Raw genomic sequence first — 22534 nt, forward strand, 5'->3', positions numbered from 1 at the left:
ATCAGAGGGAGACCCAAGCCATGGCAGTCAGGAGACCCACACTCGATCAACTGCGCAGCGTCGCCGAAGACCTCGGCATGCATATGGGCGACGAAGAGCTCAAATCCTACGACGCCCTGATGCAGGCGAACTACGCTGCCTACGAAGCGGTCGACGCCATGCCGGACTATGTCCCGGCGGTGAAATATCCGCGGACGCCGGGCTATCGCCCGGAAGGCGAGGAGAACAAATACAACGCCTGGTACGTCAAGACCGAGATCAAGGGCGCCCCCAGCGGCAAGCTTGCCGGCAAGACCATCGCGCTGAAGGACAACATCTGCCTCGCCGGCGTTCCCATGATGAACGGCGCCTCGACCCTCGAAGGCTACACGCCCGATACGGATGCGACCATCGTCACCCGCATGCTCGATGCCGGCGGCACCATCATCGGCAAGGTCCATTGCGAATATTTCTGCTTCTCCGGCGGGAGCCACACCTGCGCTGCCGGTCCGGTCCACAACCCGCACAAGATGGGCTACTCCGCGGGCGGCTCGTCGTCGGGCAGCGCGGTCGTGGTGGCGACCGGTGAGGCCGATATGGCGATCGGCGGCGACCAGGGCGGATCGATCCGCATTCCGGCGGCCTTCAGCGGCATTTACGGGATGAAGGCCACGTATGGCCTCGTGCCTTATACCGGCGTGATGCCGATCGAGCTCACGATCGATCACACTGGCCCGATGACGGCCAACGTCCGCGACAACGCGCTGCTGCTGGAGGTACTGGCGGGTGCGGATGGACTCGATCCCCGCCAAGGCGCGCTCAGGGTTGCGAAGTATACCGACGAGATCGGCGGCGGCGTCAGGGGATTGCGTATCGGCGTCGTCAAGGAAGGTTTTGGGCATCCGAGTTCGGAGGCGGACGTCGATGCCAAGGTCAAGGCGGGCGCCGACCTGTTCCGCAAGCTTGGCGCCACCGTCGAGGAAATCTCGATCCCGATGCATCTCGCAGCGCCCGCGATCTGGCTGCCGATCGCCGCCGAAGGCGCCACCGAGTTCATGATGAAGGGCAACGGCATGGGGACCAATTGGCGCGGTCTCTACAATACCACGCTGCTTGACGCCCACTCGGCCTGGAAGCATCGCGCCGACGAATTGTCCGACAGTCTCAAGATCACGATGCTGCTCGGCCAATACTTCACAAAGCACTATCGCGGTCATTTCTACGCCAAGGCACAGAATTTGAACCGCAAGCTGCGCGCTGCCTATGACGCGGCGATGAGCAATTACGACCTGCTGTTGATGCCGACCTTGCCGATGAAGGCGACGCCGCTGCCGCCGCCGGACGCGCCGCGCGAACTCTATATCCAGCGCGCGTTCGAAATGGTTCCCAACACCGCGCCGTTCAACGCCAGCGGACATCCGGCAATGAGCCTTCCCTGCGGCATGAGCAACGGTCTGCCGGTCGGGCTGATGTTGATCGGCAAGTATTTTGACGAACCGACGATCTATCGCGCCGCCGCCGCGTTCGAAGGCGCAGGCGACTGGAGGAAGATGTAACCGGATCGAGGCGGCCTGCCGGCATGCGAGCAGGCCGCCGCACCAGCAACGGAGGCGACCATGGATCTCGGATTAAAGGGAAAGAGCGCGCTCGTGACCGGCGGTAGCAAGGGCATTGGGCTTGCGATCGCCGAGCTGTTTGCAGCCGAGGGCGCCAACGTCGCGATCTGCGCGCGGAATGCCGACGAGGTCGGTAATGTCGTGAAGAGCCTGTTGGCGAAAGGTGTCAAATCGTGGGGCAGGGCGGTTGATGTCGCCGACCCGGATGCGCTGAAGGGCTGGATTGATGGCGCCGCCGCCGAACTCGGCGGCATCGATACCATCGTCTGCAACGTCAGCGCGCTGGCGGTTGGCGATACGGCCGAGACCTGGGAGAAATCGTTCCGCACCGACATGATGCATACCGTCAATTCCGTCGCGGCCGCGGTGCCCTATCTGGAAAGGTCGAAATCGGCATCGATCATCATCGTCTCCAGCGTGTCGGGCTTCGAGGTCGATTTCGCCGCCGGTTCGTATGGCGCGTTCAAGGCGGCCTTGATCCACTACGCCAAGGGCCTCAGCAATCAGCTGATCGCCAAGGGCATCCGCGTCAACGCGGTGTCGCCGGGCAATACCTATTTCGAAGGCGGCATCTGGCAGAATATCGAGCGCGGCATGCCCGATCTCTACAAGACGGCGATGTCGCTCAATCCGACCGGACGCATGGGCACGCCGCAGGAAGTCGCCGCCGGCGTGGTGTTCCTAGCGAGCCCGGTAGCTAGCCGCATCTCCGGCACCAACCTCATCGTCGATGGGGCGCTGACAAAGGCCGTCTAGCGAGCTGTTGGACCGGGGGTCCGCTTGCAGCTCGTTTGGCAGGAAGACGTGGGTGCTGGCGCTCGCTCAACGTCTCCGCTACGGGAGATGTGATTGCGCGCGGCAAGCCAAAATTGGCGAAGCCGGCGAGGGGGCAAATCGCAGAATGGGCGATTATGGAATGTTCCTCCTTAGAGAAATGCAGACTCGGCTTGAACTTCGTACGAACGTTATGCCGCGAAATCGGAAAGAGCGCAGTTAACCTGATACTGGCTGCGATGCAGCCGTCTTCTTCTATATCCATTTACAGAACATGGATTGAGCCGGCGGCCAGCGCAGCGCACCTCTAGGGAAGAAGCATGCTGGCCGATGTGAGCGCTGCAACTGCACACAAATCGGATAGCTCGTCGTGGTTTCGCTGTGTGCACTCGGCACGACCTGTATGTTGAATTCGGCGAACTTGCCGGCGAGTTCATCGAGAAGCCTTGCAGCATCGTCTTGACGCGACGACCGGCCCTGGAGATTGAAAGCGCAGAGGGTCAAGGGTTGAGCGGATGTCCGATATAGATCCTTGCTTAGCGATCGGCCGCGGCTTGTTGCGTCCCGGTACGAGACCTTCCTGTTTCCCTGAAGAGCTCTGGCGTACCGAGCTATTGCCCATTCCAAGAGTATATGCTCTGATTAGAGCAGGAGACTTGTGATGGCGAAGCCCGATCTCATCATCTTCGATTGCGATGGCGTGCTGATCGACAGCGAGGTGCTGAGCTGCCGCTGCCTGTCGGAAGTTCTGGCGCGGTACGACATCAACCTTGGAGTGGATCAGGCGCAGGATTTGTTCCTTGGACGAAGTGTGACGGCGGTGCGCGAACACTACGAAGCGCTGGGACGCTCGATCCCCGCGCAATTTCCGGCCGAATTAAGGACCAGCGTTCGCGCTGCGTTTCATTCTTCGCTTTGTCCGATTGATGGGGTGAATTCAGTTCTCCAGGACTTGCAAATCCCGCATTGTGTCGCCTCGTCCAGCGAGGTCGATCGGGTGTCTTTCTCCCTTTCTTTGACCGGCCTAGCGCCGCATTTCGGCGCGCGCCTCCTCTATACCTCCCAAATGGTGGAACGCGGCAAGCCGGCGCCCGACCTCTTCCTCTACGCGGCCGAAAGGATGCAAGTGGATCCGCATCGCACCCTGGTGATCGAGGATAGCGTTAGCGGCGTCAAGGCGGGCAAGTCGGCTGGTATGACCGTCTGGGGATTTGTCGGAGGCAGCCACTATCAATCGCGTGACGGCAACGCCATTCTGCGCGAAGCGGGGGCTGATCGGGTGTTCGGACGAATGGCGGATTTCTGGCGGACGGATCGGCAAGGAGACTGATGGCGTCATCCGACAACGAGAAGTCGCGTCTCGACGAAGCCGCGCGGGCAGGCTGGCTCTATTTTATTGCCGGTCACACCCAGGACGAAATCGCCAAGATGCTGAAGGTATCGCGCGCATCGGCCCAGCGCCTGGTTTCACTCTGTCTTGCCGAGCGCCTGATTACCTTCCGGCTGGAGCACCCGATCACAGCCTGCATGGAGTTGGCAGCACGGCTGAAGGACTTGTTTCACCTCGTCTACTGCGAAGTGGTGCCAACCGACCCCGCCGCGCCGCTCTCGGCGGCCGGGATTGCCGAGCGGGCTGCGAACATCCTCGAAACGACGCTGCGCACCGAGAAGCCGACGATCGTTGCGCTTGGCACCGGGAGAGCGGTGCGGGCCGCCGTCGAGCGCGTGTCTCCGATCGACTGTCCGAATCACCAGATCGTGTCGCTGGTCGGAAACATTTCGGCCGACGGCTCTGCCAGCTTCTTCGACACCGTCGGTCGTCTCGCCGATCGGACCAAGGCGCGCCACTATCCGATGCCGCTGCCGTTTCTGATGTCGTCCGAGCGCGAGCGCGACCAGATGCTCAAGATAGATCCGATTGCCAGGGTGAGAGCGGTCGCCGCCAAGGCCGACCTGCGGCTTGTCGGGGTCGGGCAGATGGATCGGCAGGCGCAAGTCCACATTGACGGTTTCGTCTCGCGCGAAGAACTGCTCGAGATGATGCGGCTGGGCGCCGTTGGCGAACTGACCGGCTGGGCATTCGACGAGGAGGGGCACCTCATCAAAGGCGGAACAAACCTTCGCCTCACCAGCATCCCGCCGCGGGTACCTGCCGAGGCCCTCACCATCGGAGCGGCGGTCGGTCGTGCCAAGGTTGCGGCCATCAGGGCGGCGCTCAAGGGGCGGCTGCTGAACGGGCTGATCACCGATGAGGCGACGGCTAGCGCGATCCTCAAGTCTAACTGACCGGTCTTTCGGCCTCGTCGCGCGCGAGTTTCCCGCCCGCCGATCCGGGTAGGTGGGCCTATCGAACCGTGTCCTCCCGCCTGCGCGTCCGTGCACAAGCGCAATTCCGATCCTTGACAACCTATGGAGTCAATGTGAACATAATTGCAAGGCGTGGGCATATGCTCAACGTCACTAAGGGAGGTTATCGTGAAACACGTCCTCAGCGCCCTCCTGGGCGCGGCTACCTTGTTGGGCGCAGCCCCTTCCATCGCACAGACAACCCTGACCATCGCCACGGTGAACAACGGCGACATGATCCGGATGCAGGCGCTGACCAACGAATTCACCGCCAAGAATCCTGACATCACCGTCAAATGGGTGACGCTCGAAGAGAACGTCCTGCGCCAGCGCGTCACCACCGACATCGCGACCAAGGGTGGACAGTTCGACGTGCTTACCATCGGCACCTATGAGGTCCCGATCTGGGCCAAGAAGAACTGGCTCATTCCGCTCGACAACCTCGGGTCCGACTACGACACCGCGGACCTGCTCCCCAAGATCCGCGACGCAGTCTCGGCATCAGGCAAGCTGTACGCCGCGCCGTTCTACGGCGAGAGTTCGATGGTGATGTATCGCACCGACCTGTTCCAGAAGGCCGGCTTGACGATGCCGGAAAACCCAACCTGGGATTTCGTGATCGACGCAGCCAAGAAGCTCACCGACAAATCCGACGGCGTCTACGGCATCTGCCTGAGGGGCAAGGCCGGCTGGGGCGAGAACATGGCGTTCCTGACCGCGATGTCGAACTCGTTCGGCGCGCGCTGGTTCGATGAGAAGTGGCAGCCGCAGTTCGACAAGCCGGAATGGAAGAAGACGCTCTCGACCTATGTCGATCTGATGAAGGCTGCAGGTCCTCCCGGCGCCAGCTCGAACGGCTTCAATGAAAACCTCGCGCTGTTCAACTCCGGCAAATGCGCGATGTGGATCGATGCCACGGTGGCCGCCTCATTTGTCACCAACCCAAAGGACTCCAAGGTGGCAGACAAGGTCGGCTTTGCGCTCGCGCCGAATGCGGGGCTAGGCAAGAACGCCAACTGGCTGTGGGCGTGGAATCTCGCGATCCCTGCGGGCTCGAAGAAGACCGCCGCCGCGGAAAAATTCATCGCTTGGGCGACCAGCAAGGACTACACCAAGCTCGTCGCCTCGAAGGAGGGATGGGCCAACGTGCCGCCCGGCACGCGAACCTCGCTCTACCAGAATCCGGAATATCTGAAGGTCGCGCCCTTCGCCAAGCTGACGCTGGCATCGATCGACGCCGCCGATCCGAACAAGCCGAGTGTGCAGCCGGTGCCGTATGTCGGCGTGCAGTACGCAGCGATTCCGGAGTTCCAGGGCATTGGCACCAGTGTCGGTCAGCAATTCTCGGCGGCGTTGGCCGGCTCCTCGACGGTGGATGCTGCGCTCGCAGCCGCGCAAACAGCCACCGAACGCGAAATGAAGCGCGCCGGTTATATCAAATAGCGCGCCACGCCAATCTTGGCTTCTGACCGACCGGAGCTCGGACGGCAGCCACATCTCCCTTCAAGAGATAGCAGGAGGCGACGATGGCGACGCAGCAAACCCAGGTCCTCGGAAGGGCTCTGCTGACGCCGGCCGTCGCATTGCTGTTCATCTGGATGATCGTCCCGCTAGCAATGACGATCTATTTTTCCACGCTGCACTACAGCCTGCTCGACTCGGAAAACTGGAGTTTTGTGGGGCTGGAGAATTTTCGATATTTTCTCACCGACCCCGCTTTTCTGACCGCGCTGCGGAACACGCTGGTGCTGGTTGGTTCAGTGCTCGCAATCACCATCCTGCTCGGCACACCGCTGGCCCTGCTGCTCGATCAGCAAGTGATCGGGCGCAGCATCGTCCGCTTGATGGTGATCGCGCCGTTCTTCGTGATGCCGACCGTGAGCGCGCTGGTATGGAAGAACCTCTTGATGCATCCGGTGTCGGGACTGTTCGCCTGGGTCGCGACACTCGTGGGAGCAACGCCGATCGACTGGTTCAACGACGTGCCTTTGTTCGCGGTGATCCTGATCGTGGCCTGGCAATGGCTGCCGTTTGCGACCCTCATCCTGCTGACGGCGCTGCAGTCCCAGGACGAGGAGCAGAAGGAAGCGGCCGAGATGGACGGGGCGAGCGCGCTTTCGAGCTTCATCTATCTCACCTTGCCGCACCTTGCGCGGCCGATCACCGTGGTCATCCTGATCGAAACGATATTCCTGCTGACCGTGTTCGCCGAGATCTTTGTCACGACCGGCGGCGGTCCAGGCCTGGCGACCACCAATATCGCATTCCTGATCTACCAGCAGGCGCTGGTCCAGTACGACGTCGGCAACGCCTCAGCCGGTGGACTGGTCGCAGTCGTGATCGCCAATATCGTGGCCTTCTTCCTGGTGCGGATCGTCGGGCGGAATCTGGAGACGTAAGCGATGGCACGCAAGGTGACGGCAAGACGCGTATGGGTGTCCACGGCTGCCGCGTGGCTGTTCGGATTTCTGATTTTCCTGCCGATCCTGTGGATGGTGCTGACAAGCTTCAAGACCGAGCTTGAGGCGTTCTCGATGCCGCCAAAGTTCCTGTTGTTTCACTGGACCATGGAAAACTATGCCACGGTGCAGGAGCGCAGCGATTACCTGCATCATGCGCTGAATTCGATCCTCATTGCCGGCGGATCGACGCTGATCGCAATGATCATCGCAATACCTGCGGCGTGGTCGATGGCGTTCGCTCCGACCAAACGCACCAAGGACGTCCTGCTCTGGATGCTCTCGACCAAGATGATGCCGTCGGTAGGCGTGCTGGTTCCGATCTATCTGATCTTCCGGGATTTTGGGCTGCTCGATACGCGCGCCGGTCTCGTGATGATTCTTTGTCTCGGCAATCTGCCGATCGTGATCTGGATGCTCTTCACTTACTTCAAGGAAATCCCGAAAGACATTCTCGAAGCGGCGCGGATGGATGGAGCGACCATCGGGCGCGAACTCGTCTATGTGCTGACGCCGATGGCTGTCCCGGGCCTCGCCTCGACGCTGCTGCTTAATTTCATTCTGGCGTGGAACGAGGCGTTCTGGACGCTGAACCTTTCGACGCTGGACGCAGCACCGCTCACAACGTTCATCGCATCCTATTCGAGTCCTGAAGGCTTGTTCTGGGCAAAACTGTCGGCCGCCTCAACGCTCGCCATTGCGCCGATCATCATCCTCGGATGGTTCACGCAGCGTCAGCTTGTCCGCGGACTGACCTTCGGCGCGGTCAAATAGCAGGGGAACAGAGATCATGGGCCAGATCACGCTGCAGGGAGTCCGGAAATCGTTCGGACCGGTCAACATCATCAAGAATGCCAATTTGGATATCGAAGACGGTTCCTTCGTGGTGTTCGTCGGACCGTCCGGCTGCGGGAAGACGACGCTCTTGCGCCTGATCGCCGGACTGGAGGACGTCACCGGCGGGCAAATCCTGATCGATGGCAAGAACGTGGTGGACGTGCCGCCGGCCAAGCGGGGCTTGTCGATGGTGTTCCAATCCTATGCGCTCTATCCGCATATGAGCGTCCGTGGCAACATCGCGTTCGGCCTGAAGATGGCCGGCCTGCCGCGCCCGGATATCGACCGTAAGGTGGAGGCGGCGGCCGCCACACTGAATCTCACCCCCTATCTGGACCGCAAGCCGCGCGAGCTCTCCGGCGGACAGCGCCAGCGCGTCGCGATCGGACGCGCGATCGTACGCGAGCCCAAGGCGTTTCTGTTCGACGAGCCTTTGTCGAATCTCGACGCGGCTCTCCGCGTTCAGATGCGCCTGGAAGTCACCAAATTGCAGAAGCAGCTCGCGACCACCGCCATCTATGTCACCCATGACCAGGTTGAGGCCATGACCATGGCCGACAAGATCGTCGTGCTCAACGCCGGTAATATCGAACAATACGGCTCGCCGTTGGAGCTCTACGAGCGGCCTGCGAATCTTTTCGTCGCCGGTTTCATCGGCTCGCCGAAAATGAATTTTGTGTCCGGCGAGGCGGTCGGCGAGGCCGACGTCGCTACCCTCGGCGTGAGGCCCGAACATCTAAGGATCGGCAAGGAGGGAGAAGGCTGGCCCGGCACCGTGTCGGTCGCCGAGCATCTCGGCAGCGATACCTTCCTCTATGTCGACGCCGGCAAGCTCGGCATGCTGACGGCACGCTGCATCGGAGAATTCAATCTCAAGTCCGGCGACCGTGTATGGCTTTCGCCCGATCCAACCCGGCTGCACCGTTTCGACAAGGATGGCGCGGTGATCAGGACATGAGCGGACGGCGCGCTGCGCCGCATAGGAAAACAGGACTAACAAAAGATGTATCTCGAAAAATTCAAACTGGACCAGAGGACAGCCGTCGTAACCGGCGGCGGTCAGGGAATCGGACTGGCCTGCGCGGAAGCCCTGGCGGAGGCGGGAGCGAAGGTCGTCATCGCAGATCGCGACCCGCAACTTGCCGCTGTCGGGTGCGCGAGCCTGAAGGCGAAAGGTCTGGATGCCGAGATCGCCATCATGGATGTGACGGACCCAACGCGCGTTTCCGAGGTCGCCGATCAGCTGACATCTCGCTTCGGCCGGGTCGATATCCTCGTCAACAATGCCGGCATTGCGCGGAGCGAGACACCGGCCGAGAAGGTAGCCGACGAACATTGGCGCAACGTCATCGACGTCAATCTGAATGGCACGTTCTGGTGCTGCCGCGCCTTCGGCAAGCATATGCTGGACGCGAAGTCCGGTTCCATTGTGAACATCGGATCGATGTCCGGCTTTATCGTCAACAAACCGCAGGAGCAGTGCTACTACAACGCCTCCAAGGCCGCGGTGCACCATCTGACCAAATCGCTCGCGGCCGAGTGGGGGGCGCGCGGCGTCCGTGTCAACGCCGTGGCGCCGACTTATATTACAACTCCTCTCAACGCATTCGTCAAAAGCAACCCGAAGATGTACGATGCCTGGATCGGCGGTACGCCGATGGCCCGGATGGGAGAGGTCGACGAAATCGCGTCCGTCGTCCTGTTTCTGGCGTCCGATGCCGCCAGCCTGATGACCGGGAGCGTCGTCCTCGTTGACGGAGGTTATACGTGCTGGTGAACTGGCGCTGATCTGTAGTGGAGTTGCAATGCAGCAGGCCTTCATCGGCATCGACGTTGGAACGTCGAGCGCCCGCGCCGGAGTGTTTGATGCGAACGGAACCTTGCTGGCAACCGCCCGGCATCCGATCACGCTATGGCACGAAGCGGGCGGTGTCGTCGAACAGTCGTCGTCCGAAATCTGGTCAGCATGCGCTGCTTCGGTCCGCGCCGCGATGGGGGAGGCGGCCATTCCGCCTTCCGCGGTCAAGGGTCTGGGTTTTGACGCGACCTGCTCGCTCGTGGTGCTCGACGCTGGCGCCCAGCCGCTGACGGTAAGTAGCTCGGGCGACGAGCGAAGGAATGTCATTGTTTGGATGGATCATCGCGCGATGACCGAAGCGCGCGAGGTGAACGGGACGCAGGACGAGGTGCTGCGCTATGTTGGCGGCTCGATCTCGCCGGAAATGGAAATTCCAAAACTGCTTTGGCTGAAGCGGCACCTGCCGTCGACCTATCGGTCGGCGGGCCATTTCTTCGACCTCGCCGACTATCTTTCGTTTCGTGCCACCGGATCGACGGCGCGATCGATATGCACGGTCGTCTGCAAATGGAATTATCTCGCCCACGATCAGCGCTGGAGCCGCAGCTATTTCGAGCGCGTTGGCCTTGGTGACCTGGTCTCCGACAAATACGCGAAAATCGGAACAGAGATCGTCGCGTCCGGCACGCCGCTGGGTGCTGGCCTGACGAAGTCCGCGGCCCACGATTTCGGCCTCCTCGAAGGCACGCCGGTCGGAGCGTCGCTGATTGACGCCCACGCCGGGGGCGTGGGTACGATCGGCGGGCGCGGGAAGTCGGGTGAAGAGGTCGATGTGTGTCGCCGCCTTGCCTACATTATGGGAACCTCGGCCTGCATCATGGCGACAACGTCAAAGGCTTGCTTCGTCCCGGGCGTCTGGGGTCCTTACTATTCGGGAATGGTGCCCGGGTTCTGGCTCAACGAGGGCGGGCAGTCTGCCGCCGGTGCGGCCATCGATCACCTCATCAGGTCCCATCCAGCCCATGATGAGGCCGTCGCGACCGCGCATTCTGCCGGCATGGAAGTGCTTGAATTTCTCGAACGGCGCATAGTCTCACGTGCACCCAGCCTGGGTGAGGCGGCGTTGCTGGCCCGCGATATCCACGTTCTGCCCGAGTTTCTCGGCAACCGGTCGCCCTTCGCCGATCCCTATTCCCGCGCGGTGGTTGCAGGCTTGGATCTCGACGTCGACATCGGCTCGATGGAGCGGCTGTTCGTGGCCGGGCTGTGCGGGCTTGCCTATGGTCTTGCCGATGTCGTCGACGCTTTTCGATCGCACGGCGTGGACAGCGATATGATGGTGATCAGCGGTGGCGCGGGACGAAGTCCGCTAGTTCGCCAGATCATGGCGGATACGACCGGCCTGACCGTTGCGGTCCCCGAAACACAGGAGCCCGTGCTGCTCGGCGCTGCCATGCTGGGCGCGGTCGCGGCGAAGGCTTGCGGGTCAATTGGCGAAGCGATGGCCTCAATGTCGGCGATCGGCCGTCTGAGCGAGTCGACACCGCCGGGATTGACGGATTTCCACCGGACAAAGCGGCGAGTTCACGGAATGATGCGAAAGCTCGAGCGAGACAGCCGCAATGCGATGCAGGGGATCGCATCGATCGCCGAACTTGATACGAAGAACTAGAGCCATGCTGCTGAGTTGTGGAGATGCCCTGGTCGATTTCCTGCCGGTCAAGTCCGCGGATGGACGCGACGCGGCCGTGCCGGTTGTCGGAGGTTCCTGTCTCAACATCGCTGTCGGCATGGCGCGTCTCGGCGCGCCGGCGGGTTTTGTCGGTGGCATCTCGACCGATCTCTTCGGCCGTATGATCGCCGACCACGCATCGGCCTCGCAGGTCGATCTTCGCTACGTGACGCGCAGTGCGCACCAGACGACGCTCGCGTTCGTCCGCCACGTGGGCGGCGAGCCGCAGTATGCGTTCTATGACGAGGCGACGGCGTCCCGAAACTGGACTTACCAGCGCGGCTCCATCCCCTTTGACGAGATCGAAGCGATTCATGTCGGATCGACCACGCTTGCCAACGACGAGGGGACAGCCCAGGCGCTCGTGATGATCGAAGAGGCGGGCGGCTCAACCACCATCTCCTTCGATCGGAATTGCCGGCCCAACCTGGTCAGGCACAAGGCGCGTTACGTCGATCAGATGAACGCATTTGCTGCCGCCGCAGACATCGTGCGGATGTCGGATGTCGATTTTGAGTTTCTCTATGGCGGGAGCAACTACGGGGAAAGGGCGAGCTCGCTTATTGCGGCTGGTGCAAGTCTCGTCGTCGTTACGCGTGGGATCAATGGAGCCCAGGCCTGGCACAGAGGAGCGGGTCTGGTGAAGGTCGAGGCGCCGACAGTAGATGTAGTCGACACCATCGGGGCAGGCGACAGCTTTCAGGCCGCCCTGTTGTTCGCTTTGCGCGCGATCGGACGGATCAAGTGCGGGACGCTGGCGCAATTGAATTCCGACGAGCTTGGTCGTGCGTTGTCGTTTGCGTCGACTTGCGCGGCCTTCACATGCGGGCGCGCGGGAGCCGATCCACCACGCCAATCTGATGTTGGTCCTCCGCCACTGTCGCGCCTTCTTGCGGGATAGGGCGCGGCAGGGGGAGGTACGCGAGCGACGGACGATGAGGCAGGTTCAAGAGGCCGCCCATAGAGGACCGGCAGGTCCACGCGTCCTTCGCGGTCGTTTCCTCAACAACCGATATGCCAACGCTTCAACACTAGATCGTGGAAAAAGCCTGTCATCGTGAGGCTGGCCGGCGCAATTTCATCAGCCCGTCACGTTGCTCGATTAGCTCCGCCTGCATGAAGCATGATCGAGCTATTGGGGCATCTATGGCCGCAAGTTTGGAAGCGCCGATTCTCGGCGCTGCGTTGACAAAAGAGACACTCGCCATTCAACGCGACTGGATTCTTGAGAAGCAGCGCGATCTGGAAATTCAGGATTTTTTCAGCAGTGAGACGCTCGATGGGGATTGGCGTTCAGTGGGCGCGGAGATCCGACGGCTGCTCGACGGTTACACGGGCCGGCTTGGGATTCACGGCCCGTTCTGGGGATTCAAGATCGACAGCCAGGATCCGCTCATCCGCTCCGTCGTCAGCAAGCGGCTCTTGCAGGGCCTTGAGGCGTGCGAGATGGTCGGTGCGACCCAGATGGTTATCCACTCGCCCTTCACGACATGGGATTACAACAATCTGGATATCAATCCGGGGTCCCGGCATGCACTCACCGAACGGGTCCACTTGACGCTCAAGGACGTCGTGCAGCGTGCCGAAAACGTCGGTTGCGAACTCGTCATCGAAAACATAGAGGACAAAGACCCGACTGCTCGCGTCCTGCTCGCCAGGAGCTTCAACAGCGCCGCGGTTCGGGTTTCGATCGATACCGGACATGCGCATTATGCGCATGTTTCCACCGGCGCGCCGCCGGTCGACTATTACATCGATGCCGCCGGCGATGACCTCGCCCACGTCCACATTCAGGATACCGACGGCTACTCGGACCGTCATTGGTTGCCGGGTGATGGCTCCGTGCGTTGGGCTGCTGTGTTCAGGGCGCTCGGCCGTTTATCGAGCAAGCCCCGTCTTCTGATCGAGGTCAAGGATCAGACCAACATTCGTCGTGGTGCCGCGCATCTCGAGGCGCTCGGCCTCGCGGTGTGAAAGTCAAGCAGGCGTCGCCTCGCGCCTGTTCGGGAGAATAATAGGTCGACGATACGCGCGACAACCGCGGCGCCGATCTCCGTACACATTGTTGTTGTCCCGTGAAAGGGGAACGATTCATGATCCGTCCCACCCGCCGTTCCATTCTGAGCCTCGGTGCCGGCGCCGCCGGTGCGTTTGTCTTGCCGCGTATTTCGATCGGGCAGGCCGACAGTCGTCCGTCGATCAATATCGCGGTTCAGAAGATCACGAACTCCAACACGCTCGATGTGTTGCGCGAGCAGTCCAATGTCGGCGAGCGCGTGTTCTTCTCCTCCTTGTGGGAGGCTCTGATCGGCAAGAATTGGGGCGGCGACCTCAGCGTGAGGCCGGGACTCGCCACCGAATGGCGTCGTGTCGACGATCAGGTCGTCGAACTGAAGCTTCGGCAGGGCGTAAAATTCCACAACGGCGATGAGATGACGGCCGAGGATGTCATCTTCAGCTTCAGTCGCGAGCGCATGTTCGCGAATACGGAAGCCAAGAACCGGAGTACCATCAAGGCGTTTGAGCAGATCCCGACGCCGCGCCCTGGCAAGGAACTGCCGGCGGAAGTGCCGGCCGCGGCGCGCCGTGCGTGGCCCGACCTCATCCGCGTCGAGGCCGTGGACAAATATACGGTGCGCTTCGTCAATGCCACGCCCGATGTAACGCTGGAGGGCCGGCTGTCGCGTTACGGATCCGACATCATGAGCCGCCGCGGCTGGGAGGAGGCGGGAAGCTATCTCGACTGGGCACGCAGGCCGATTACGACCGGTCCTTATAAGGTGGTCGAGTTCAGGCCGGACGTGTCGCTCACGCTTGAGGCGCATGATGAATACTGGGGCGGCCGTCCGCCGATCAAACGTATTCGTTTCGTCGAGGTTCCGGAAGTATCAAGCCGCGTGAATGGGCTTGTGTCCGGCCAGTACCAGTTCGCCTGCGACATTCCACCAGATCAAATTTCCGGCATCGAGAAGAACGCGGCCTTCGAGGTTCAGGGTGGCACAATCATGAACCACCGGCTTACGGTGTTCGACAAGAACCATCCGCAGCTTGCCAATCCACTGATTCGTCGTGCCTTCACTCATGCGATTGACCGGCAGGCGATCGTCGATAGCCTCTGGGCCGGACGCACGCGCGTTCCGCGCGGACTGCAATGGGAGTTCTACGCCGACATGTTCCAGTCCGACTGGACCGTGCCGGAATACAATCCCAAGATTGCGCAGGATCTCCTGAAGCAGGCCAATTACAAGGGCGATCCGATCCCGTACCGGATGCTCAATAACTACTACACCAATCAGGTCGCAACGGCGCAGGTGCTGGTGGAGATGTGGAAGGCTGTGGGCATCAACGTCCAGATCGAGACGAAGGAGAACTGGACCCAGATCATGGAGCGGACGCCGACGCGCGCAGTGCGCGACTGGTCGAATTCCGCGCCATTCAACGATCCGGTCTCCTCGCTCGTCGCCCAGCACGGACCGAATGGACAGCAGCAGCAGATCGGGGAATTCACAAACGCGGAAGCCAACAAGCTCTCCGAATTCCTGGAGACTTCGACCGATCGTGCGGCGCGCCGTACGGCCTTCCGCCGCATGCTTGAGATTTGTGAGCGCGAGGATCCGGCCTATACGGTGCTGCACCAGAACGCGACCTTCACCGCGAAGCCGAAGTCCATCAAGTGGAAGGCTGCCCCAGCCTTTGCCATGGATTTCCGCGCCGGAAATTTCGAGGTTTGAGACATGCAGCCGCTGGTTTCGCTCGACGGCCTGACAGTCGCCTTTAACGGAATAAAGGTGCTGGACGGCATAAGCCTCAGTGTCGGTCGCGGCGAGGCGGTCGGGCTTGTCGGCGAATCCGGCTCTGGCAAATCGGTGACGTGGCTGGCGGCGCTCGGTCTCCTTCCGAAGACTGCGGCCGTCAGCGGCAGCGTGAAACTTGAAGGAACTGAAATTCTCGGCGCGTCGCCTTCCACCATGGACAGGGTGCGCGGCGGCCGCGTCGCGATGATATTTCAGGACCCGGCGAGCGCATTGAATCCGGTGCTCACGATTCGCAGGCAGGTCGGCGAAAGCCTGGCGCTGCATAGGGGACTGTCGGGGGCAGCGATCCACGCCGAAGCCAGGCGCCTGCTGGACCTCGTCGGTATCCCGGATGCAGAACGCCGGCTTTCCGCCTATCCGCACGAATTTTCCGGTGGACAGAACCAGCGCATCATGATCGCGATGGCTTTGGCTGGAAACCCGGATCTGCTGATCGCGGACGAGCCGACGACGGCGCTCGATGCGACAATTCAGGCGCAAATTCTTGAACTCATCCGGCGCGTGCGCCGGGAGACCGGCATGGCGATTGTGCTCATCAGCCATGATCTCGGCGTGGTCGCGGAAAACTGCGACCGCGTCGCGGTCATGTATGCGGGCAGTGTGGTGGAGGAGGCGCCGTCGGTGGAGTTGTTCGATGATCCGCTCCATCCTTACGCACATGGACTTATCGGATCGCTGCCGCCCATCGATGGCCCGCGCCGTCGGCTCACCGCCATCGCCGGCACCGTGCCGGATCCGAAGGCCATGCCGCGGGGCTGCGCTTTTGCGCCGCGTTGTGTCCATGCCGCCGCGCTGTGCGGAACGAAACCGCCACGGCTTCGCGCCGTTGGTGAAAATCGACGTGTTGCCTGCGTAATTGATCGGCGTGCGCGCGCGACAGATATCATCGGCCAGGCCGCTGAATGACCGCGCCATTGGTAAGCGTCGACCGGCTGGTCCGCACTTACCGGATGCGGGCGGGTATGTTCGGCCGTCCACGCGGGGTTTGTGCCGTCGACGGGGTGACCCTCAGGATCAATCGCGGCGAGACGCTCGGTCTTGTCGGCGAATCCGGGTCGGGAAAATCGACTACAGGCCGGCTCGTGCTGGGTCTGGAAAATCCAGACGCAGGGTCCGTCGCCTTCAACGGCCGGCGACTTCCGGCGATGGACACACCGGAATGGCGGGCCTCGCGTGCCCGTATGCAAATGATTTTTCAGGACCCGCTCGGTGCGCTCGACCGCCGCCTGCCGATTGCAGCGCAGGTGCGAGAGCCGCTCGATATTCACGCCGTCGGAGATGAGGCATTCCGCACGGCGCGCGTCGAGGAGTTGATGCGCAGCGTCAGGCTTTCGGACGACGTTGGGCAGCGATATCCGCATGAGCTGTCGGGTGGCCAACGGCAGCGTGCCGTGCTTGCACGCGCTCTGGCGACAAAGCCCGATTTTCTGGTTTGCGACGAGCCAGTCAGTGCGCTCGACGTTTCGATCCAGGCGCAGGTGGTCAATCTTCTGATTGATCTTCAGGCGGAACTGGATTTGACAATGCTGTTCATCAGTCACGATCTGCGCGTGGTACGCCAGATTAGCGAGCGCGTCGCCGTGATGTATCTCGGGCGTGTGGTCGAACTGGGGAACGCCGACGACCTGTTTGTCTCGCCGCAGCACCCCTACACCCGGGCGCTGGTTTCCGCATCGCCGGCCCCTGGGGCGCGCAGAGGTGAGCGGATCGTGCTTTCTGGCGATCCGCCAAATCCAGCCTCGAAACCGGGTGGATGCGCCTTTCACCCGCGATGCCCAAGCGCCTTCGCTCGCTGCCGCACCGAAGCGCCGGCTCTTGTCGAGGTTTCTCCCGATCGAAGTGCGGCCTGCCATCTGACTGGACTTGAATCGCCTGCGGCTGTGGCGTTGGGAGCCGTTGCCTGATGGCGCGCTATTTCGTGATCCGCATTGGACGGGCCATGATCACGATCGCTCTGGTCGTCACCTTTGCGTTTGTCGTGCTTCGGCTGTCCGGCGATCCGGCACTGATCATTATGGGCCCAGAAGCGCCTCCTGAAGTCATCGCCGCCTTCCGCAAGGCGTGGGGGCTCGACGATCCGATCTGGATGCAATATTTCGATTATTTTGGCGCCATCGCCAAGGGAGAACTCGGACGCTCGATGCGAGACGGGCGCCCAGCGATCACTCTTGTTCTCGAGCGAATCCCCGCAACCCTGACGCTGACCATCCCGGCGCTCCTGCTCAAGCTTGCGATTGGCATCCCCGGTGGCATTTTCGCGGCGCTGCATCGCAACAGCCTGATCGATCGCGCGGTGATGATCGGGGCCGTGGCCGGGTTTACGGTTCCGAGTTTCGTGCTTGGCCTCGTGCTGGTGCTGATTTTCGCCGTACAACTCGGCTGGCTGCCGTCCGGCGGGCAGGAAACCTGGCGGCACGCGATCCTTCCGATTGTTACGCTCGGCATCGGAGGTGCGGCGGTACTTGCGCGCTTCACGCGCAGCGCGATGCTGGAAGTGCTAGGCCAGCCCTACATCCGCACGGCGTCGGCCAAAGGCGTATCATGGCGCGCGGTGGTCCTGTCGCACGCCTTACCCAATGCCGCGATCCCGACGGTGACCATCGTCGGCTTCATGGTCGGCACCTTGATCGCCGGCGCCGTCGTCGTCGAAAGCGTGTTCTCCTGGCCCGGGGTCGGGCGACTGCTTGTCGTTGCCGTTGCGAACCGCGATCTTGCTGTGGTGCAATGCATCCTGCTTCTCGTCGCGGCGACGATGGTGACATCGAATCTGGTCGTCGATTTCCTCTATGGTTTCCTCGATCCGCGCCTGAGGAACCGGGAAGCGGCGGGGGCGCACTGACATGGCGGATTTGTCATTACCGGGATCAAGCGTGGCGAAACGAACGATTTCATGGCCGAGGATTCCGCCCGTCGTCGCCGTTGCTATCCTGTGGGTCGTTGCCATGTTGGTGGTGGCAATCCTGGCTGAAACGATCGCTCCCTATAGCGTCACAAAAATGGATCTGCGCAATCGTCTTTCGGCCCCCGGCAATGCCGCGCATTGGCTCGGAACCGACGAGCTCGGCCGCGACGTGCTCTCACGGCTCATTTTTTCGATCCGCATTTCATTGCTGATCGCTTTCGGCGCGACAGCGATCTCGGCCATCGTTGGCACGCTTCTCGGATTTTTCGCGGCGCATTTCCGCGGACTCGCCGAACAGGCCGTGCTGATGTTGGCCGATTTTCAAGCCAGCATGCCGTTTCTGATTCTGGCGCTTGCAGTGCTGGCCTTTTTCGGAAGTTCGCTGCCACTGCTTATCGGGCTCATGGGCTTCTATGGCTGGGAACGCTACGCGCGCATCGCCCGGGGGTTGGCAATCTCCGCAACAGGGCAGGGGTATGCCTCAGCCGTCAGGCAGCTCGGCGCGGCGCCGTCGCGGATCTATCTGCGCCATATTCTTCCCAACATTGCGTCTACGTTGATCATCTCGATGACTCTGGTGTTTCCCGAGGTCATCCTGCTCGAATCCGGGCTGTCCTTTCTAGGTCTCGGTGTGCAGCCGCCGATGACCAGCCTTGGCAACATGGTGGGATATGGCCGCGAGTATATCGGCAGCGCGCCGTGGATCATGCTGACGCCGGCGGCGGTCATCACGCTGACGACGCTTGCGGTCTCGCTGATCGGCGACTGGCTGCGCGACAAGCTCGATCCTACCCTGGCTTAGTATTTCTCAAAATGGGATTACCGATGTCACACCCGATCGTCGTCATCGTCATCTGCGATGGGCACCGGCCGGACTTCGTGTCCGAAGAGATGACGCCGCACATGGCGCGGCTTCGGCAGGCGGGAACCTGGTTCGCGGACCATCGCGGGATTTTTCCGTCGGCGACGCGGGCGTCGTCTGCATCCATCGCCACCGGTTGCTGGCCCATATCGCATGGACTGAGGGGCAATACGGTCGCATTGCCGATTGAGAACGGCCATGAAGTTCATGACGCGGGAAGGCCGGAGTTCTACGAGACGTACCGCAATCATTTCGGGCGATTGTTGACGCGCCCATCCTTGTCGCTGCGGGCGGCGCCGTTGCACGGAGCGGTGCTCTGTTCCAACGTCTCGCCGGGCGCGGCCTTCTTTCACGACGCTGAGGGGCACGGCGAACTGTACCACCGCGAATTGAGTTATAGCCGAGGCCGCGTACCGCTGATGCCCGCAGTTGTCGCTCCTCCTGGCGCGGCTGGTGATGCGGTGCTAACGGACAAATTTATATCGATTCTGATGGAGCGACCGCCCTCGGTTGCAGCGCTTTGGTTGTCCGAGCCCGACAAGACCATGCACGCCTTTCCGCTCGGATCACCGGAACATCTCATGGTGCTGCGCGAGGTCGATATGCATGTCGGTGCGGTCGCGGAAGCCGTGGAACAGTTGCGGGACCGCGGTCATGATGTGCTCTTGCTCGTCGGGTCAGACCATGGCCACGAATCCGTCACCGAGACGGTGCCGGTCGAACGGCGGCTGTACCAAGCGGGATTCAAGGCGGGCCTGGAAAGCCCGGAAATTGTCGTTGCGCCTCAGGGGTCATCGGCTTTCATCCATTTTGGCGGCGACGCCCTGTCGCGGCGTAACGAGGTGGCCGACTGGCTCGGCCAACAGTCCTGGGCTGGACGCATCATCAAAGGCGAAGACCTCGCCGAGCTTGGTCAAATTCCAGCCGCCGACGTTCTCGCGGTTGATATGGCGAAGTCGCAAGGCAGCAATTGCAACGGCATTCCGGGGCTCACGGCGATGGCGGTTCGCTTCGCCGAGAACGAGGATGCCGTACGGCGCGATTGCGGAATGCACGGCGGGCTTGGCCCGCATGAAACGCAGCCAACGTTGATAGCCGTCGGCAACGGGTTTTCGGCTGGCAGCGTCGTCACGACGACGAGCCGTATCATCGATCTCGCGCCGACCGCGCTGTACCACCTCGGTTTGCCACTGGACGGTCTCGACGGCGTTCCGCTCGGCGGCCGGACGTCAGGCTGAAGCGAAGGGCTCTGGTCGATCCGGATGGTCGCAGAAGTCATGCAGTGTCGAAAGTGAGGAGTTTTTGGGCGCGACAGGCCGAGGTGGTCGCGCAGGGTCGCCCCCTTGTATTCGGTTCGGAACACGGCCCCTCTTTGTGCTGAACGCGAACAATTTCCAGGTCTCAGGTGAAGTCAAAGGTTTACCGGCGAAAGAGAGTTCGGCGCCTCCCTTGAAGCTCGAGGGCGACGCGAGCCAGAAGGCGGCGACCGATGCCGTGAAGGACGTCACGCAATCGCGAACGTCCGAGCAGCCGTCCGTCATCATCGTCGAAGTGCTTGGCTCGGCGGCGGAGACGGCAGTTCAAATCGCCAGGAAGAGGACGAAAGCCGCGCGCCGCGGGATCGACGAAGCTACAATCCGAACAGCGCGGTGCAGTATGTTGGTGCCGGTTCGCTGAACGGCGAACAGCGGCGACAACTGATCGAGGAAGGACGCCTCGCTTCGCAGGCTATCGGGCCTTGACGAGGTTCCTTTATTGGTGCCGCGCGTCTAATGCCGCTGGGGCGATCGTCGGGAAGTGTCGCGAACTCTGTCAGGTCCCGTCGGCAACGGGTACGATCAGGGTGCAGGCAAGATGAAGACGTTGGGATGGTTCTGCTGAGCTAACGGGCTCGGTTTAACCACGAGCCTGATCGTCGAGCACCGCAACGTGTGGCTCGACCGCAACCAATCGCTAGCCCCGCCGGCGCTCACGCAGCTTGCGGAAGTCATCGCCCGCGTGGTGCGAGGAGCGTGTCAGCGGCGTGGCTGACACCAGCAGAAAGCCCTTGGCATAAGCGACCTTCTCATACGCCTCGAATTCGTCAGGGGGTACGAAGCGCATGACAGCATGGTGCTTGCGCGTGGGCTGGAGATACTGGCCGATGGTCAGGAAGTCGACGTCGGCGGAACGAAGGTCGTCCATCAGTTGCAGCACTTCGCTGCGCTCTTCTCCGAGGCCCACCATGATCCCGGACTTGGTGAAGATCTGTGCGTCGAGTTCCTTCACGCGCTGCAGCAGCAGGACCGAATGGAAATAGCGCGCGCCGGGCCGCACCGTCAGGTATTTCGACGGCACCGTCTCCAGATTATGGTTGAACACGTCGGGTTTTGCCGCAACGACCGTTTCGAGCGCGCCGTCTTTGCGGAGGAAATCCGGAGTCAGGATTTCGACAGTCGTACCCGGGCTCGTCGCCCTGATGGCCGCAATCGTCGCGGCGAAATGGGCGGCGCCTCCGTCGGCAAGGTCGTCGCGATCGACCGAGGTGACGACGACATGCTCCAGTCCCAGCTTGGCAACTGCTTCGGCGACCTTGACCGGTTCATCGGCGTCGAGCGGACCGGGCAGACCGGTGCGAACGTTGCAGAAAGCGCAGGCACGAGTGCACGTATCGCCCATGATCATGAAGGTCGCGTGCTTCTTCGCCCAGCACTCGCCAATATTGGGGCAGCTCGCTTCCTCGCAGACGGTCACGAGTTTGTTCTCGCGCACGATACGCTTCGTCTCGGCCCATTCGGCGGAGCCGGGAGCCTTCACGCGAATCCAAGCAGGCTTGCTCTGCATGGGCGTGTCGGGGCGATTGGCCTTTTCGGGGTGACGCGGCATGTCGGGCCGCATCTTCGTTCTCGGATCGTTGTTGAGGAGATCGAGTACGACGGTCATTTGGTGCGCCTCGTGAATGCGCCGGTTGCGGACATTCAGCTATCCAAGCGAACTTCGTCAATTCGATTCTTTGTCCCCCACCAGCGACCCTCTCGTGACCGGACGCTGCCTGCGGGCGCTCTCGCTTCGTGCGCGCAGGTTGGTTTGCGACTTCGAGCCTTGTATTTGGAACCCGTCGCCGGACGATCCGATATCTCGGATGAGCCTCCAGCCGGTTTTCCGGAGCTTCGGACAGATCCTGCCCGATCGGATTGGCGCGCGCGGCGGCAGCCGAGGCGAACTCAAGCAAAATGAATGGCATGCGCGCGAATGGCTGCGCTTTTCATGGTCTGGCACGAATGCTGCTTAGGTATCCGCAAAAGAAGCGACAGCTCGAAAATAAACAACGCGAGGGGACGTTCAGATGCCAGCCAGTATTCAACTCATGACCTAGAGCGCCAGGCGATATCGCCTGTGTGGCATTGCGCGTTTCCGCAGCATGCGGAGCGCAAT

21 protein-coding genes are annotated in these 22534 nt (G+C 61.7%); 20 read left to right on the forward strand and 1 reads right to left on the reverse strand.

All coding sequences use genetic code 11. The features are described 5' to 3' along the window. Positions 1-20 precede the first annotated feature (20 nt). From IVB22_RS07725 to IVB22_RS07815, 19 genes are all read left to right on the forward strand, one after another. A complete protein-coding gene (locus IVB22_RS07725; protein WP_247516694.1) occupies positions 21-1535 on the forward strand; it encodes an amidase in 1515 nt (504 codons plus the stop codon). Positions 1536-1595: 60 nt separating this feature from the next. Next, positions 1596-2351, forward strand: a complete 756-nt coding sequence (locus tag IVB22_RS07730; protein WP_247516695.1) for an SDR family NAD(P)-dependent oxidoreductase — start codon at positions 1596-1598, stop codon at positions 2349-2351. A gap of 679 nt (positions 2352-3030) precedes the next feature. Further along, positions 3031-3699, forward strand: coding sequence for an HAD family phosphatase (locus tag IVB22_RS07735; protein WP_247516696.1), 669 nt, complete (start codon positions 3031-3033; stop codon positions 3697-3699). Then, complete coding sequence (locus IVB22_RS07740; RefSeq protein ID WP_247516697.1) at positions 3699-4655, forward strand: sugar-binding transcriptional regulator; 957 nt, start codon at positions 3699-3701, stop codon at positions 4653-4655. The genes IVB22_RS07735 and IVB22_RS07740 overlap by 1 nt, the downstream gene beginning before the upstream one ends. 189 nt (positions 4656-4844) lie before the next feature. After that, positions 4845-6158 carry a sugar ABC transporter substrate-binding protein gene (locus IVB22_RS07745; RefSeq protein ID WP_247516698.1) on the forward strand — a complete coding sequence of 438 codons (1314 nt, stop codon included), beginning with the start codon at positions 4845-4847 and terminating at the stop codon, positions 6156-6158. An 83-nt stretch (positions 6159-6241) separates the two neighbouring features. Further along, complete coding sequence (locus tag IVB22_RS07750; protein WP_247516699.1) at positions 6242-7114, forward strand: carbohydrate ABC transporter permease; 873 nt, start codon at positions 6242-6244, stop codon at positions 7112-7114. Between the two features lie 3 nt (positions 7115-7117). Next, positions 7118-7948 carry a carbohydrate ABC transporter permease gene (locus tag IVB22_RS07755; RefSeq protein ID WP_247516700.1) on the forward strand — a complete coding sequence of 277 codons (831 nt, stop codon included), beginning with the start codon at positions 7118-7120 and terminating at the stop codon, positions 7946-7948. Positions 7949-7964: 16 nt separating this feature from the next. Beyond that, the gene (locus IVB22_RS07760) at positions 7965-8969 is read left to right on the forward strand and encodes an ABC transporter ATP-binding protein (RefSeq protein WP_247516701.1); all 1005 of its coding nucleotides are present in this window, start codon (positions 7965-7967) and stop codon (positions 8967-8969) included. Between the two features lie 45 nt (positions 8970-9014). Next, the gene (locus IVB22_RS07765; RefSeq protein WP_247516702.1) at positions 9015-9788 is read left to right on the forward strand and encodes an SDR family NAD(P)-dependent oxidoreductase; all 774 of its coding nucleotides are present in this window, start codon (positions 9015-9017) and stop codon (positions 9786-9788) included. Between the two features lie 28 nt (positions 9789-9816). Continuing rightward, positions 9817-11481, forward strand: a complete 1665-nt coding sequence (locus IVB22_RS07770; protein ID WP_247516703.1) for an FGGY-family carbohydrate kinase — start codon at positions 9817-9819, stop codon at positions 11479-11481. A 4-nt stretch (positions 11482-11485) separates the two neighbouring features. Beyond that, entirely contained in the window at positions 11486-12442 is a 957-nt protein-coding gene (locus IVB22_RS07775) for a carbohydrate kinase (protein ID WP_247516704.1), read from the forward strand. A 245-nt stretch (positions 12443-12687) separates the two neighbouring features. Further along, positions 12688-13515, forward strand: coding sequence for a sugar phosphate isomerase/epimerase (locus tag IVB22_RS07780; protein WP_247516705.1), 828 nt, complete (start codon positions 12688-12690; stop codon positions 13513-13515). Positions 13516-13634: 119 nt separating this feature from the next. Then, positions 13635-15272 (forward strand): ABC transporter substrate-binding protein, encoded by a 1638-nt coding sequence (locus IVB22_RS07785; RefSeq protein ID WP_247516706.1) that lies wholly within the window; start codon positions 13635-13637, stop codon positions 15270-15272. 3 nt (positions 15273-15275) lie between these two features. Continuing rightward, positions 15276-16262: an ABC transporter ATP-binding protein gene (locus tag IVB22_RS07790; RefSeq protein WP_247516707.1), complete on the forward strand. Its 987-nt coding sequence runs from the start codon at positions 15276-15278 to the stop codon at positions 16260-16262. Next, entirely contained in the window at positions 16259-17260 is a 1002-nt protein-coding gene (locus tag IVB22_RS07795) for an ABC transporter ATP-binding protein (protein WP_247516708.1), read from the forward strand. The genes IVB22_RS07790 and IVB22_RS07795 overlap by 4 nt, the downstream gene beginning before the upstream one ends. Beyond that, entirely contained in the window at positions 17260-18195 is a 936-nt protein-coding gene (locus IVB22_RS07800; protein ID WP_247516709.1) for an ABC transporter permease, read from the forward strand. Before IVB22_RS07795 ends, IVB22_RS07800 begins: the two co-directional genes overlap by 1 nt. Before the next feature lies 1 nt (position 18196). After that, the gene (locus tag IVB22_RS07805; protein WP_247516710.1) at positions 18197-19060 is read left to right on the forward strand and encodes an ABC transporter permease; all 864 of its coding nucleotides are present in this window, start codon (positions 18197-18199) and stop codon (positions 19058-19060) included. Between the two features lie 23 nt (positions 19061-19083). Further along, positions 19084-20358: an alkaline phosphatase family protein gene (locus tag IVB22_RS07810; protein WP_247516711.1), complete on the forward strand. Its 1275-nt coding sequence runs from the start codon at positions 19084-19086 to the stop codon at positions 20356-20358. A 211-nt stretch (positions 20359-20569) separates the two neighbouring features. After that, positions 20570-20797, forward strand: coding sequence for a hypothetical protein (locus IVB22_RS07815; RefSeq protein WP_247516712.1), 228 nt, complete (start codon positions 20570-20572; stop codon positions 20795-20797). Between the two features lie 276 nt (positions 20798-21073). Here IVB22_RS07815 and lipA read toward each other — a convergent pair whose 3' ends face one another. Continuing rightward, complete coding sequence (lipA, locus tag IVB22_RS07820; protein WP_247516713.1) at positions 21074-22042, reverse strand: lipoyl synthase; 969 nt, start codon at positions 22040-22042, stop codon at positions 21074-21076. Between the two features lie 199 nt (positions 22043-22241). On the opposite strand from lipA, the gene IVB22_RS07825 reads away from it, so the two are divergent. Next, a complete protein-coding gene (locus tag IVB22_RS07825) occupies positions 22242-22391 on the forward strand; it encodes a hypothetical protein (RefSeq protein WP_247516714.1) in 150 nt (49 codons plus the stop codon). Positions 22392-22534: the final 143 nt, after the last annotated feature.

The organism is Bradyrhizobium sp. 190, from assembly GCF_023073415.1.
Classification (GTDB): domain Bacteria; phylum Pseudomonadota; class Alphaproteobacteria; order Rhizobiales; family Xanthobacteraceae; genus Bradyrhizobium.

Excerpts from the sequence above, each read along its gene's own strand:
- IVB22_RS07725 (WP_247516694.1), top strand. The coding sequence starts at position 21 with ATGGCAGTCAGGAGACCCACACTCGATCAACTGCGCAGCGTCGCCGAA.
- IVB22_RS07730 (WP_247516695.1), top strand. The coding sequence starts at position 1,596 with ATGGATCTCGGATTAAAGGGAAAGAGCGCGCTCGTGACCGGCGGTAGC.
- IVB22_RS07735 (WP_247516696.1), top strand. The coding sequence starts at position 3,031 with ATGGCGAAGCCCGATCTCATCATCTTCGATTGCGATGGCGTGCTGATC.
- IVB22_RS07740 (WP_247516697.1), top strand. The coding sequence starts at position 3,699 with ATGGCGTCATCCGACAACGAGAAGTCGCGTCTCGACGAAGCCGCGCGG.
- IVB22_RS07750 (WP_247516699.1), top strand. The coding sequence starts at position 6,242 with ATGGCGACGCAGCAAACCCAGGTCCTCGGAAGGGCTCTGCTGACGCCG.
- IVB22_RS07755 (WP_247516700.1), top strand. The coding sequence starts at position 7,118 with ATGGCACGCAAGGTGACGGCAAGACGCGTATGGGTGTCCACGGCTGCC.
- IVB22_RS07760 (WP_247516701.1), top strand. The coding sequence starts at position 7,965 with ATGGGCCAGATCACGCTGCAGGGAGTCCGGAAATCGTTCGGACCGGTC.
- IVB22_RS07765 (WP_247516702.1), top strand. The coding sequence starts at position 9,015 with ATGTATCTCGAAAAATTCAAACTGGACCAGAGGACAGCCGTCGTAACC.
- IVB22_RS07770 (WP_247516703.1), top strand. The coding sequence starts at position 9,817 with ATGCAGCAGGCCTTCATCGGCATCGACGTTGGAACGTCGAGCGCCCGC.
- IVB22_RS07775 (WP_247516704.1), top strand. The coding sequence starts at position 11,486 with ATGCTGCTGAGTTGTGGAGATGCCCTGGTCGATTTCCTGCCGGTCAAG.
- IVB22_RS07780 (WP_247516705.1), top strand. The coding sequence starts at position 12,688 with ATGGCCGCAAGTTTGGAAGCGCCGATTCTCGGCGCTGCGTTGACAAAA.
- IVB22_RS07785 (WP_247516706.1), top strand. The coding sequence starts at position 13,635 with ATGATCCGTCCCACCCGCCGTTCCATTCTGAGCCTCGGTGCCGGCGCC.
- IVB22_RS07790 (WP_247516707.1), top strand. The coding sequence starts at position 15,276 with ATGCAGCCGCTGGTTTCGCTCGACGGCCTGACAGTCGCCTTTAACGGA.
- IVB22_RS07795 (WP_247516708.1), top strand. The coding sequence starts at position 16,259 with ATGACCGCGCCATTGGTAAGCGTCGACCGGCTGGTCCGCACTTACCGG.
- IVB22_RS07800 (WP_247516709.1), top strand. The coding sequence starts at position 17,260 with ATGGCGCGCTATTTCGTGATCCGCATTGGACGGGCCATGATCACGATC.
- IVB22_RS07805 (WP_247516710.1), top strand. The coding sequence starts at position 18,197 with ATGGCGGATTTGTCATTACCGGGATCAAGCGTGGCGAAACGAACGATT.
- IVB22_RS07810 (WP_247516711.1), top strand. The coding sequence starts at position 19,084 with ATGTCACACCCGATCGTCGTCATCGTCATCTGCGATGGGCACCGGCCG.
- lipA (WP_247516713.1), bottom strand. The coding sequence starts at position 22,042 with ATGACCGTCGTACTCGATCTCCTCAACAACGATCCGAGAACGAAGATG.
- IVB22_RS07825 (WP_247516714.1), top strand. The coding sequence starts at position 22,242 with ATGAGCCTCCAGCCGGTTTTCCGGAGCTTCGGACAGATCCTGCCCGAT.